This is a genomic window from Micromonospora sp. WMMD1102 (assembly GCF_029626265.1).
GTDB lineage: Bacteria > Actinomycetota > Actinomycetes > Mycobacteriales > Micromonosporaceae > Plantactinospora.
In genome coordinates, this window is sequence record NZ_JARUBN010000001.1 from 767573 (window position 1) to 780058 (window position 12486).

Below are 12486 nucleotides of genomic sequence, written 5' to 3' on the forward strand. Positions count from 1 at the left end.
GAAGGAAGACCGTATGGACGTCTGCCACGCAAGCCGCCGCCGCCACCTCATCACCGGCACGCTGGCGATCGCCGCCGCAACGCTGGTCGTATCCCTCGCCGCCTGTGGCGGCGGTACCCGGTCAGACGCCGCCCGGCCGGCGCCGGCCGTCGCCGGGGCGCCGGTCGAGATCGCCGTCATCGTCAACGGGGGCCGGGTCACCCCCGCGACCGAGCGGGTCGACGTCGCCAGGGGCAGCACGGTCCGGATCACCGTCGCGACAGACATCGCCGACGAGGTCCATGTGCACGGCTACGACGTGCGCAAGGAACTGCCGGCACGCGGTGCGGCGACCCTTGAGTTCGTGGCCGACCAGGCCGGGCTGTTCGAGGTCGAAACTCACAGGTCAGGTGTGGTGATCTGCCAGCTGGTCGTCCGGTGATCGGCCGGGGGACGCGGTGCTCCCGTCCTGACCTCGCCGAGCCGGCGCACCTGACCTGAGCGGTGGTTCGCGACGGCCGGCCCGCGCGTTGTCGAATCGCCCGTCCGTCCCGGGCGGTCCTGACGTCAGGTAGTGGGCGACGACCTGCGGCGGCGCAGGAGCAGACCTCCGAGCAGGGCGAGTACGAGCAGCCCGACCACGCCCACCAGCCACCAAAGGGTCGAGGGCGTTCCGCTGTCGCTGCTGGCGGCAGCCGGTGCGGGCGACTGGGCCGACGGCGTCGTAGCAGCCGCCGTTGGGGTCGGGTCGGTCGTCGGCGTCGGTTCGGCGGTGGGGGTGGGGGCCGCGAACCTGTTGGTGAAGGTGAAGGTGCCCTTGATGGTGTGACCGTCGGCGGACACGGTGCGCCAGGTGACCGTGATGGTGCCGACGGGCAGTGCCTTCACCTTCTGCGTGATGGTCTTGTCCAGGACCTGCGCGTCGGCGTCGCTGTAGGAGACCTTGTCCGGGCCGGTTACCGCCACGCTGGTGCCGGGCTTCTTGATCAGCCCGCTGAAGGTGAGCGTCACGGCCGTCACCGCCTTGCTGACGGTGCTCTTGGCCGCGGGTGAGCTTCGGCTCAGCTCGGTGTGCGCGTGTGCCGGACCGGCCGGCGAGACGGCGAGGAGCGCCCCGACGAGGAGGGCGGCGGCGGTGGCGAGCAGGCGGTTCCGGGTCACCGTGCCACGGTAGCTTCCCACCGCCGTCGAGACGAGAACGCACCCGGTCGGTTGGATAGCTGGCGAGTAGGTCCAATGGCGCCCAGGTCTCGTGGCAAGCCGTGGAGAACGCCGCGAGCGACTCCTGTGACGGCTCCGACTCGTACCGCAGCGCATGGTGCCCTTGGTTCCACTACCGGACATCGTGGCCTGGTGGCCCTGCGTCCGCTTCCTAGCGCGAAGCTGACGCACGGGCAGGCTTTCGCGGCTGCCGGATGACTGTCGGGACTGGTCGTCACGCGTTAGGTGTCGACCCGGGCGGTCGCTGACCTCAGCGGACGCCGGCCACGGCGGCGTCGGCGCCACCTCGCCAGATGAGTCCGGCTTCGGTGTAGCCGGCGTCACGCAGGGCACGCAGGTGCCAGGAGGCCGGAGGGGTCCACTCGGCGGCGTGCCCGTCGGGGTAGATCCGCTCACGGCGTTCGACCAGCGGCGCCAGGGTGGGATCGGCGGCGACGTGGTCCCACCACGCTCGCCAGGACAGCACCGCGCCGGCGGTGTACCGGGCCTGGCGACGGGCCTCGGCGTCGGCGGACAGCCGTTTCGTCAGCGTCGGCAGCCCGTCGTCAGGCATGTGGTCTGCGTTGACGAACACCCCGCCCGGGCGCAACAACTCGCGGACCTCGGCATACAGCAGGGTGAGCCGGTTCGGGGGTAGCCAGTGCAGGGCGGTGGCGGTGAGCACGGCGTCGAAGTGCTCGCGCGGCAGCGTGGCAGCCCACTCGGGTTCGTTGAGGTCGGCGGTGACGATGGCCGCGCGGTCAACCAGTGACGCAGCGGCGATGGCGAGCAGGACGGGATCCTGGTCGACGAGGGTGACCTCGGCGTCGGGGAACCGGGCCAGGGCACGCAGGGTGATGGTGCCGGTGCCGCCAGCGAGGTCGAGGAGCCGTGGCGGGCGCCGATCGGTGTCAGCGGCCACGGCGTCGAGCATCGCGGCGATGCGCTGTTCCCGGTCCGGAAGGTACGCCTCTTGTTGACGGTCCCAGCTCTCCTGCCAGGCTGACGGCGCGGTGACCACGTAAGGATCCATATCCGTAACGGTAGTTACCTGGCCGGTTGGCGTCCAGACCTCGTCGGCGCGCCGCGTTCGTCGAGACGACGCGTCCGCCGCCGATAGCCGTCACGGCTTGGAGTTCGCGGTCGGTGCGCTGTGGTGCCCGATGTTCGCGCAGGTTGTCACGTTGCGCCAGGACAACGTCACAGGGCAGAGGTCGGACGCCAACGCCGTTGCGGACCGGACTGCTGAGGTCGTGACGCCGGAACTGATCCTGGTCGGGTACTGAACGCCGCCACGGCGTCGTGCGACCGCCCTAACAGTTACGCACACCTCGTCGAAGAGCAGGAAGTATGTAGCGCTCCCTACCGTAGGTAGTCGTCCGGGCATGGTGTGAATGAACACCGACTCGGATGCCTTCCACCTCCTTTGATCTTGCTGCTAGTTTTTGCCATATTCTGGCAAGAACCACGAGAGTGCATCTGGGAGTCGCGATGGCCACCGCCCTGGAGAAGGGCCAGCAGGACCTGCTCGGGGTCGGGGCTCAGCGACGCCGGACCGGGCTCTGGCTGATCGCGCTGGTGGTCGGGCTGGTCCTGACCGGGGTGGTCGCGGTGGGGTCCGGCGCGATCGGCATCGCCCCGGTGACCGTGGCCCGGATCATCGGCCATCAGCTCGTGGGCGTGCCCGGCGAGGTGACCTGGACCCTGCCGCAGGAGGCGATCGTGTGGCAGGTTCGCCTGCCGAGGGTGCTGCTCGGCATGCTCGTCGGTGCCGGGCTGGCGGTGTGCGGTGTGGCGTTGCAGGCCATGGTGCGCAATGTGCTGGCCGACCCGTACCTGTTGGGTATCAATTCCGGGGCGTCCAGCGGTGCCGCTGCCGCGATCCTGTTCGGGGCCGGTGCCGGCTTCGGGGAGTACGCGTTGCCATCGAGCGCCTTCGTCGGCGCGCTGGCGGCGTCGTTGCTGGTCTTCCTGATCGCCCGCAGCGGTGGTCGGGTTACCTCGATTCGGCTGCTGCTCTCCGGGGTCGCGGTCGGCTACGCCCTGTACGCCACCACCAGCTTCCTGATCTTCGCGTCCGGGTCGGCCGAGGGCGCCCGGTCGGTGATGTTCTGGCTTCTCGGGTCGCTCGGGCTGGCGCGGTGGGACGCCCTGCTTCTGGTGGCCGCGGTCGTGCTGGGTGGCACGATCCTCTACCTGACCGTCGCCGGACGGCGGCTCGACGTACTGGCCATCGGTGACGAGACCGCGCAGACTCTGGGTGTCTCGCCGGACAGGTTCCGGATGCGGTTGCTCGTGGCGGTCTCGCTCAGCGTCGGCGTGCTGGTCTCCGCCGCCGGCAGTATCGGATTCATCGGGCTCGTCGTCCCGCACCTGGCCCGACGCCTCGTCGGCGCCCCGCACGTGCGGGTGGTACCTGTCGCCGCGCTGCTCGGAGCCATCCTGCTGGTCTGGGCCGATGTGCTTGCCCGGGTCCTACTGGCCCCGCAGGAGATCCCGATCGGGATCATCACCTCCCTGCTCGGTGCGCCGTTCCTGGTCATCCTGATTCGTCGTCTGCACGCCACCGGCGCCTGAGCCCCCGATCCGTCGAGGAGAATGATGAAGACGATCCGTCTGGCTGTCGCCGTCGCCGCGTCCGCCACCCTGATGCTCGTCGCCGGGTGCGGTGGTGGTGACGGACCGACGGCGGCGGGCGGCGGGTACCCGCTCACCGTCACCAACTGCGGTGCGCAGGTCACCTTCGACGCCGCGCCGCAGCGGGTGGTCCTGCTCAAGAGCGCGGCCGTGCCGTACCTGCACTCGCTCGGCGTCATGGACCGGGTCACCGCGCGGGCCGGTCAGTACCCGAAGGAGTACTACGACGCCGCGACCATCGCCGAGCTGGACCGGATTCCACTGCTGACCGACAAGACCGACACCAGCGGCCACCTGCAAATCTCCAAGGAGGTGGTGATCAGCCAACAGCCGGACCTGGTGCTCGGTGAGGTCGACAACCTGTCCCGCGACACCCTCTCCGCGGTGAACATCCCCCTGTTGGAGGAGCCCGCGATGTGTCCTGACAGTAAGGCGGTGCCGACCTTCGACGACATCTACGCCCAGATGCAGAGCTACGGCAAGGTGTTCGACCGCGAAGCGGAAGCCACCGCCGCGGTGACCGCTCTGAAGGAGCGGATGGCCAAAGTCCAGGCAGAGGCGGGTACGGCGTCCGGGCGGACCGCGGCGGTGCTGTATCCGACGGTCGGTGGCGGTGTCACGTACGCCTATGGCACGGCCAGCATGGCGCACCCCCAGTTGGAGGCGGCGGGCCTGCGTAACGTCTTCGGCGACGTCAAGGAACGGGTCTTCGAGGTCACCATCGAGGAGCTGCTCGGCCGCAACCCCGACGTGCTGATCCTGCTGTACGGCGACGGTGACCCCAAGGCCGTCGAGCAGGGCCTGACCGGCCTTCCCGGCGCGCAGAACCTCAACGCCGTCCGCAACGGCAACGTCATGACGCAGCTGTTCAACTTCACCGAACCGCCGACCCCGCTGTCGATCGACGGTCTGGAGCGGATCGCGCAGCGTTTCAAGGCGAAGCCGTGATCGAGGCGACCGGGGTCACCTGGCACTACGGAGCCAACCCGGTCATCGACGGGGTCAGCGTGACCGCGAATCCGGGCCGTGTCCTCGGGCTGATCGGCCCGAACGGCAGCGGCAAGACGACCCTGCTGCGGCTGCTCTACGGCGCCCTGCGCAGCAGCACCGGACAGGTCGTCGTCGACGGCGACGACCTGCGCACTCTGCCGTCGCGGGAAGCCGCACGCCGGCTCGCCGTCGTCGTCCAGGAGAGCGGCGGCGAAACAGCGTTGACCGTGGCGGAGCTGGTGCTGCTGGGCCGGGGCCCGCACCTGTCGACCTTCCAGCGCACGGGTACGGCCGACCGCGAGATCGCGGCCCGCTGCCTGGGCCGGGTCGCTGCCGCCCACCTCGGGCCCCGGGCGTTCGGCCACCTCTCCGGCGGCGAGCGTCAGCGGGTGCTGATCGCCCGCGCCCTTGCCCAGCAGGCCACCCACCTACTGCTCGACGAGCCGACCAACCACCTCGACATCCGTTACCAGCACGAGATCCTGCACCTGATCCGCACCCTGGACACCTGCTGCGTCGTCGTGCTGCACGACCTCAACCTCGCCGCCCGGTACTGCGACGACCTGGTGCTGCTCGGCAACGGTGGGGTCGTCGCCGCCGGCACCACCGACGAGGTGCTGGACCCTGCGCTCCTCGAACCCGTCTACGGCATCGGGATCCGGCGCCTGGACCTGGAGGGTGCCATCCACCTGCTGTTCCAGCCCGTCGAGCGGGCCGCCGAGGAAAGGAGCGCTGCGGCATGAGTGCGCAGGACCGCATCAACGCCTACTGGACCGGCCGTGCGCCGAGCTACGACGAGTACCAGCAGCGCCCCGACCGTTTCGCCGACGACCAGCAGGTCTGGTCGGCGATCTGGGAGCGGGCCCTGCCACCGGCCCCCCTCGACGTGCTCGACGTCGGCACCGGCACCGGGCAGGCCGCCATCGTCCTAGCCGGCCTCGGTCACCGGGTCACCGGAATCGACCTCGCGGACGGCATGCTGGAGCGGGCCCGCCAACACGCCGCCGCCATCGCGAACGGGCCGGTCATCCGGCACGGCGACGCCGTCCACCCGGACTTCCCGGCCGCCAGCTTCGACGCGGTGACCAGCCGGTACCTGATGTGGACCCTACGAGAACCGCAGGTCGCCGTGGCGAACTGGGTCCGCCTGCTGCGCCCGGGCGGCACGGTCGCGGTGGTCGACAGCACCTGGTTCCCCAACGGCCTCGACAACGCCTCGGAGGACTTCGCCGGCCACTACGACGCACAGGTCCAAGCCGTGCTGCCCCTGGCCACCGCCAAGTCCATCGACCAGACCGTCGCGGTCATGGAGGAGGCGGGTCTGCGGGACGTCACCGTCACGCCCCTGACGTCGATCTACGAACTGGACCGGCGCTTCGGGGTGGCCCCGAACCACGAGCATCAGATGCAGTTCCTCATCACCGGCCAACGGTAGGGCTGCGACCCAGCTTCGTACCGGAAGCTGCTCACCCGACATCGGATGTGGGCAGGGTTTGTGTAGGTGCTCGTGCCGGCCCGGCCGCCTGCCGGTGGTGGTCCTATCCGGGCCTGGGTTCAGCGAGTGGCTTATGGATGTTGTCGTGACGTCGGCGGGGTCAGCAGTCCGGCGACGGTGGGGCTGAACCGCTCGATGTGCCGCCACAGATCCGGCAGGTCGGCCGCCAAGCCGGCCACCAGCGGGTCGGTGTGGCGCAGGAAGGCCAGGTGCCGGCAGGCGTGCACCGCGACATCGACCGGCCGGACCGTGACCGACGCAGGCGTGAGCGGGTCGTCCTGGCCGGCGATCGCACCGGAGTGGACGGGGGTCCACTGCCCGGTCTCCAGGTCCGGGTCGGGCAACGCCACGTAGGTGAGGACGATTCCGGTGCCCTGGAAGCGCCACGACGTCGAGTGGAGCAGGGCGTGCGGGTGTCGGCGAGACAGACCGGCGAGGTTCCGGGCCAGGGCGTCCGGGTGCTCGCCCTCGACCAGCGGGCCGCTGCGTACCCGGAACCGCAGTCCGTCCCGGACGGCACTGAGCAGGATGGTCTCTACCTCGACCGGCACCGCCGGTGCAGCCGGAGGGTCGGTCAGGTCGGGACGCGCCGTCGTTCGGTATGCCACGATGCGCAGCATATGCAACTGCGAAAAGGCGGCAGTAACGTTCGCGGGTGTCCGGTGACGGTCACTCGGTCGGAACGACACGCAGGGCCCAGCGCGGACCGTCGGGCGTGTCGCTGAGCTGGACGCCCCCGACGGCGAGCGATTCCCGGATGCCGTCCGCGGCGCCGTAGTCGTTGCGCTGCCGTAAACGCTCGCGTAGCGCGACGAGTGGCTCCACCAGCGGGCGGAGCCGCTCGTCGGGATCCTGTAGCCCGATCGTGGCCGCCTGGCCGAGCCGGACGACGAGGGTACGCAGCACGGTACGGGCCTGCGTGGTGCCGTCGTCCTCCTCGGTGTCGGCCGCCCAGGTGTGTACCGCCGTCTCCAGGTCGAGGACGGCGCCGACCATCGCCTCGGCGTCGCCGCGCCGCAGGCCGTCGTCGAACCTCGCCGTGCAACGTGTGGCCGTCTCGGTCAGCGTGGCCGGCGCCGGCTGGACCGGTGCCCGCGGCCTCTGGCCCGCCGTGCGGGGCTGGGGAATCCGGGATCGGCCGTGGACCAGGTCGCGCAGGTCGGTCAGGGTCAAGGTCGCGCCGGCCGGGAAGACCTGGCTGCGCCCGTCGCGGCGTACGGTCATCCCACCGCGGCCGACCACCTCCAGGTCAGCGGTGCCGAGGTCGAGCAGCACGGCGGTGTGCTCGTCGACACCGAGGACGGCGGCGTCGGCGGGTAGCTGCTGTTCGAGGACACGCATGCGCGGTTCGCCAAGGTAGGCGTACCGGGTGTCGTGGGTGCCGCCCTCGGTGTTGTCGTAGTGCGGGACGACCGCCACCGGTAGGCCGAGGTGGCCGAACAGGTCGAGCCCGTCGAGCCAGTGGGGCGCCGCGCCGACCTTGTAGATCTCGTACACCGGCACCGTGAACCGGCCCATTGTGGCCGCGGCGGCGGAGGCGAACACGACCACACCGTGTGGCCGGGCGAACCGATCGTGCAGGACGTGTGCGGTCCGGTTAGCGCGCCAGCACGCCAGTGCGTACGTCGGGCTGCCCGGACCGGAAAAGATCCAGTCGGCGCGGGTCAACGCCGCCAGCGCCCGGTCGGTGTCGTCGTCACCGCCACCGTGCAGACCGGCGGGAACGGTGACCCGCAGGCCGACACTGGTGAGGAAGTACGACCGGGCCTTGGCGGATATCTCGGCCGCGTTCTGCTGGAAGCCGTACGGTGTGTCCAGCAGCACAGCCCGGGGATCAGACCGGTTGATCAAATCGACGAGTCGACGATGGACGCTGACCATCGTCGGGCTGGTCTCACCGGATCCCATGATCGCGACGACACCAGATGCCCCGGACCGCATAGGCCACCTCCCGGCTGGGGCCCGAACGACACCTCGACGCGCTGCAACCGTAGCCCGCCGTACGCGGCCACGTCACGGCGGCGGCGCTCCTAACCGCTACCCCCGGGGCATCCGGATCCTGGCCGACGGGCCGGAAGGGAACCCCTTCCGGCCCGTGCGACGGTGGGCCGCGCTCGACCGCCGCTACCGGCCTCCCGACGGTGGCTGGTCCGCGGCCGTGGCGAGGTGCAAGGACAGCTCCCGGACAAGGTCGTCCATCGACTGCCCAGACTGCGCCTGTAGCAGGCCGAGGGCGAGGTCGGCGAGGAGATAGAAGCCCAGCGTTTTCGCCTGTTCGGTGGGGAAGGTGGAGAGGAGGGCTTCGGCGCCGTCGAGATCGCCGCGTCGGCGTGCGGCGATGACTCCGGCGGCGCGTTGCACCGTCTCGGCGGTGTGGACCGGGTCGGGGTGGCCCACCGGGGTCAGATCTTCGGCTGGCTGGCTCGGGCGGCGTCGAACCGGGCGGTGACGTCGGTCCAGTTGACCAGATTCCAGAGTCGGTCGACGTAGTCGGGGCGGACGTTGCGGTATTGCAGGTAGTAGGCGTGCTCCCAGGCGTCGAAGACGAGGATCGGGGTGGAGCCCTGGCCGACGTTGCCGTGGTGGTCGTAGACCTGCTCGACGATCAGTCGGCGGCTCAGCGGTTCCCAGGCGAGGACACCCCAGCCGGAGCCTTGGACGCTCTTCGTGGCGGCGGAGAGCTGCTTGCCGAACGCGTCGAAGGAGCCGAAGTGTTCGTCGATGGCGGCGGCGAGGTCGCCGTCGGGGCGGTCGCCGCCGTCGGGGGAGAGGTTGTTCCAGAAGATCGAGTGGAGTACGTGGCCGGAAAGGTTGAACGCGAAGCTTTTCTCCAGCCCGACCAGGGTCTCGTAGTCGCCCTTGTCCCGGGCCTCGGCGAGTCGGTCGAGGGCGTCGTTGCTGCCCTTGACGTACGCGGCGTGGTGCTTGCTGTGGTGCAGCTCCAGGATCTCGCCGGACATGGCAGGTTCGAGTGCGCCGTAGTCGTAGGGCATGTCGGGGAGCGTGTAGACGGCCATCCGTGAATTCCTTCCCGGTTCTGCCAAAGGGTTGCTTCTGCCACACTATGGCAAGAATGGTGATCGGAGGGCGACTTGGCCGGCGTGACGGAAGACGCACACGAACGCGTGGCAACAGCCCTTGCCGCGTTGCGAGACAGCGGCGGGCGTCGGACCGCGGGGCGGCAGGCGGTCCTGCAAGCGCTCGCGAACGCCACCCACCTCAGCGCCGCGCAGGTACGCGACCGGATCGCCACCCTCGGCGTCTGTGTCGACCTGTCCACGGTGCACCGCACCCTGAACGCTCTGGTCACGGCCGGGGCCGTGCACGCGAGCCGATCGGCCAGCACCAGGGTCGGTCACGCGGGTGGCTGGACCGTGACGAATGCCGAGCCGTGACCGGACCGCCGCGAAGCTGTCAGTGCGGGGCTTTGCGGGCCGGCCGGGTGAGCTGGGCGGTCAGCAGTCGGGGTGCTTCGGCGAGTGAGGGGCCGTACCAGGTGAGGTGTCGTCCGGAGACCAGGGCGCAGGGGGTGTCGGGGAATGCCTCGGGGCCGTCAGTGGGAGAGAACGGGTAGGGCTCGTCGGGCAGTACGACCAGGTCGGGTGCTGCGGCGCGCAGGTCGTCGAGGGTCGGCCGAGGGTACCGGTCGGAGGTGTCGTCGTAGAGGTTGCGTAGGCCGAGCCGGAGTAGCACGTCGGAGGTGAAGGTGTCGCCGCCGGCAACGATCCAGGGGCGCCGCCAGACTGGAACGATGACGGTGCGTGGCGGGATGGCCGGGGTGACGGCGGCCCAGGCGGCGCGGGCCTGTGCCAGCCACTCGGGCTCCTGACTGGTGCCGAGGTCTCGCAGCAGGTCGGCGAGTTCGTCGAGCGCCTGGTCGACGGTGCGGGGGTAGGTGAGCCGGACACGTACCCCGGCCGCCTCGATCGCCTCGGCGTCGGAGCGCTGGTTCTCCTCGACGTTCATGAGTACGACGTCGGGGTGCAGGGCGAAAATGCGGTCGAGATCCGGGTACTTGCTGCCGCCGACGCGGGGCACGTCCAGTCCGGCGGGGTGGGTGCAGTAGTCGGTGGCGCCGACGAGGAGCCCGGGCAGGGTGGCCGCGACGGCTTCGGTCAGCGACGGGACCAGGGACACCACTCGCATCGCTGTTCCTCCTGTCCGCGCTGGTGCCGGCCTATTCTGGCCGGTGCCGCGAGCCCACGCCCGGAGCGGGGCTCGCGGCACCAGCAGTAGCGGGCGTGCAAGGAGCTACCGCAGGAGCGGGCGGCGGTGAGGGGTCAGGTCACGAACCGTAACGCAGGTGGACGACGTCGCCGACGGTGATGGTTCCGCCGCGGGTGGCGCTCGTCGGGCTGCCGCCGTCGCGGGACATCTTCCAGGTGGTGGTGCCGGTGTTGGCGAGTCCGTTGATCGCGGTGATCGTGCCGGTGCCCGAGCTGGGGGTGACGCTGGTGACGCAGCCGGCTGGCGCGGCGCTGGTCGCGGCGGCGGTCAGGACGGTGCCGAGCGTCGTAGTGGCGGCGGTCGGGGTGAGGGTGACCGCGCAGGGCAGGACGGTGGTGCCGTTGTCGACGACGAGGGTGATCTTCGCCGGGGTGCCGGCGGTGAATCCGCTCGCCGCGACCCATCTCGGGGCGCCGGCCGTGACCGGGGTGGGCGGTGCGGCGGTGAAGCCGCCGCCGCCGAGGGCGCGGACGGCGTCGACGGAGGCGTACCCGGAAGGGCTGGTGTCCGACGGCAGGTACTTGAAGCCGCCGCTGGACAGTTGCTGGGCGCGGAGGAAGTCGATCGGGGTGCGCCCGGCGGGGGTGGTGAAGTCGGCGCCCTGGCTCGGGATGCCGCAGGCGTTGAGGCCGGAGACGGCCCAGCCGTTGGAGTCGGTGTTCGCCCCGAACATGGAGTTGAACGCGCCGGTGGTGTTGACCAGTTTGCCCTTGAGGAATGTCTTCGCCTGGACCACGTCGGCGTCGGTGTTCGGGACTCCGGCCGCGCAGAGGGCGGCCATGGCGGCGCCGGTCATGTCGATGTCACTGGGCGCGGCGAGCTGAGACGGGTTGCCCTCGGCCTGGCTGTAGTTCCAGCCGCCGTCGTTGTGCTGGTTGTTGCGGATCCGGGTGACGGACAGGTCGAGCAGCCGTTGCGGGATCCGGGCGCTACCGGCCTGGGTCTTGGCCCCGGCGAGGGCGAGGACCGCGAAGACGGTGCCGTTGAAGTTCGCCGGTGGGCCGTAGTAGCCGGTGGTGCCGGTCTGCCAGTAGCCGACGACGTCGGCGATGAGGTTGCGGGAGGCGGAGACGCGGGCGGGGTCGATGCCGGCGGCGTAGGCGTTGAGGATGCCGCGTTCGTAGTCGGTGACGACGGGTGAGCCGCCGGGCCAGGAGACGGCGGACAGGTGGGTCTGGTACGCGGTGCGGGCGTTCTTGCTGGGGTCGCCGCCCGGGTACACGTCGACCGGGTGGGTGCCGGCGGCGGCGAAGGCGCTGAACGCCCATTCCAGGGACAGGCCGGCGCCGGCGTAGCTGCCGTCGGCGGCTTGCAGGGTTTTCAGGTACGCGACGCCGTTGTTCTTGGCCGTGGTGATCTGGGCCGGTGTGGACGTCGCGGCGGCCGGCGTGGCCACTGCCACGACCAGTGCGGTGGCGGCCAGCGCGGTGGCGGCCAGTGCGGCCAGGGTGAGAGCAGGGCGCTTGCGGCGCATCGGGTTCCTCCAGGTCGGGGCGCGACTCGGCCCCGAACCGCACCCGGACCGGACGGTGACGGGCGGCGGACTGCGAGGCGGGGCCGGACCCATGGGCGCGTGGGACGGATACCGCAGCTGGTACATCGCCGCGTGGGTGTTCGGGCTCGGATGGTCACCCACCCCTACCGTTGCGCGTCAGCCCCGGACTTTGACCGGGTTCCCCCACACGTCGACGGCGGTGACGCTACGACAACGATCGACGTCGCGCTGTTATCCAGCCGACATCGGCGGGCGATTGACGCTGGCAAGACCATTGTGTTGCGATGAAGTGCTCCAGCACCCAGGGGAAGCCGGTCAAATCCCGGCACTGGCCCGCAGCCGTAGGTTCCGCACCGTCGGGACGAGTCGGATTACCTGGCTGGAGATGCGTCAGCGTCGTCGAGGTCACGATGCGGGTACCGCACCGGGAAAGGCACCGGGCGGCGGCCGCGTCTACGCCGCT

General features: G+C 70.5%; 15 protein-coding genes and 2 riboswitches. Of the genes, 7 read left to right on the plus strand and 8 right to left on the minus strand.

Annotation, left to right across the window (positions count from 1 at the left end; all coding sequences use genetic code 11):
* The first annotated feature begins 13 nt into the window (after positions 1-13).
* Positions 14-421 carry a hypothetical protein gene (locus tag O7626_RS03635; RefSeq protein WP_278059228.1) on the plus strand — a complete coding sequence of 136 codons (408 nt, stop codon included), beginning with the start codon at positions 14-16 and terminating at the stop codon, positions 419-421.
* A 125-nt stretch (positions 422-546) separates the two neighbouring features.
* Here O7626_RS03635 and O7626_RS03640 read toward each other — a convergent pair whose 3' ends face one another.
* On the minus strand, positions 547-1140 hold the full coding sequence (locus O7626_RS03640; RefSeq protein ID WP_278059230.1) for a copper resistance CopC family protein: 594 nt from the start codon (positions 1138-1140) through the stop codon (positions 547-549).
* 310 nt (positions 1141-1450) lie between these two features.
* Positions 1451-2212, minus strand: a complete 762-nt coding sequence (locus O7626_RS03645) for a class I SAM-dependent methyltransferase (protein ID WP_278059232.1) — start codon at positions 2210-2212, stop codon at positions 1451-1453.
* Between the two features lie 97 nt (positions 2213-2309).
* On the opposite strand from O7626_RS03645, the gene O7626_RS03650 reads away from it, so the two are divergent.
* The 5 genes from O7626_RS03650 (at position 2310) to O7626_RS03670 (ending at position 6241) form a co-directional block, all read left to right on the plus strand.
* Positions 2310-2465, plus strand: coding sequence for a hypothetical protein (locus O7626_RS03650; RefSeq protein ID WP_278059234.1), 156 nt, complete (start codon positions 2310-2312; stop codon positions 2463-2465).
* A 205-nt stretch (positions 2466-2670) separates the two neighbouring features.
* A complete protein-coding gene (locus O7626_RS03655; protein ID WP_278059236.1) occupies positions 2671-3756 on the plus strand; it encodes an iron ABC transporter permease in 1086 nt (361 codons plus the stop codon).
* 24 nt (positions 3757-3780) lie between these two features.
* Entirely contained in the window at positions 3781-4764 is a 984-nt protein-coding gene (locus O7626_RS03660; protein WP_278059239.1) for an ABC transporter substrate-binding protein, read from the plus strand.
* A complete protein-coding gene (locus tag O7626_RS03665; protein WP_278059241.1) occupies positions 4761-5549 on the plus strand; it encodes an ABC transporter ATP-binding protein in 789 nt (262 codons plus the stop codon). Before O7626_RS03660 ends, O7626_RS03665 begins: the two co-directional genes overlap by 4 nt.
* Positions 5546-6241, plus strand: coding sequence for a class I SAM-dependent methyltransferase (locus tag O7626_RS03670; protein ID WP_278059243.1), 696 nt, complete (start codon positions 5546-5548; stop codon positions 6239-6241). Before O7626_RS03665 ends, O7626_RS03670 begins: the two co-directional genes overlap by 4 nt.
* Before the next feature lie 131 nt (positions 6242-6372).
* On the opposite strand, the gene O7626_RS03675 is transcribed toward O7626_RS03670, so the two are convergent.
* The 4 genes from O7626_RS03675 to O7626_RS03690 form a co-directional block, all read right to left on the minus strand.
* On the minus strand, positions 6373-6909 hold the full coding sequence (locus tag O7626_RS03675; RefSeq protein ID WP_278059245.1) for a hypothetical protein: 537 nt from the start codon (positions 6907-6909) through the stop codon (positions 6373-6375).
* A 61-nt stretch (positions 6910-6970) separates the two neighbouring features.
* Positions 6971-8209: a Type 1 glutamine amidotransferase-like domain-containing protein gene (locus O7626_RS03680; RefSeq protein ID WP_278059247.1), complete on the minus strand. Its 1239-nt coding sequence runs from the start codon at positions 8207-8209 to the stop codon at positions 6971-6973.
* A 216-nt stretch (positions 8210-8425) separates the two neighbouring features.
* Complete coding sequence (locus O7626_RS03685) at positions 8426-8698, minus strand: superoxide dismutase (protein WP_278059249.1); 273 nt, start codon at positions 8696-8698, stop codon at positions 8426-8428.
* A 5-nt stretch (positions 8699-8703) separates the two neighbouring features.
* Entirely contained in the window at positions 8704-9318 is a 615-nt protein-coding gene (locus tag O7626_RS03690; protein ID WP_278059250.1) for a superoxide dismutase, read from the minus strand.
* Between the two features lie 108 nt (positions 9319-9426).
* Between O7626_RS03690 and O7626_RS03695 the strand changes: the two genes are divergently transcribed.
* On the plus strand, positions 9427-9696 hold the full coding sequence (locus O7626_RS03695) for a transcriptional repressor (RefSeq protein ID WP_278059252.1): 270 nt from the start codon (positions 9427-9429) through the stop codon (positions 9694-9696).
* 19 nt (positions 9697-9715) lie between these two features.
* Here O7626_RS03695 and O7626_RS03700 read toward each other — a convergent pair whose 3' ends face one another.
* Positions 9716-10447, minus strand: a complete 732-nt coding sequence (locus O7626_RS03700) for a helical backbone metal receptor (protein WP_278059254.1) — start codon at positions 10445-10447, stop codon at positions 9716-9718.
* A 139-nt stretch (positions 10448-10586) separates the two neighbouring features.
* On the minus strand, positions 10587-12002 hold the full coding sequence (locus tag O7626_RS03705) for a hypothetical protein (RefSeq protein WP_278059256.1): 1416 nt from the start codon (positions 12000-12002) through the stop codon (positions 10587-10589).
* 113 nt (positions 12003-12115) lie between these two features.
* Positions 12116-12246, minus strand: a riboswitch (cobalamin riboswitch).
* 37 nt (positions 12247-12283) lie between these two features.
* Positions 12284-12421, plus strand: a riboswitch (cobalamin riboswitch).
* Positions 12422-12486 lie beyond the last annotated feature (65 nt).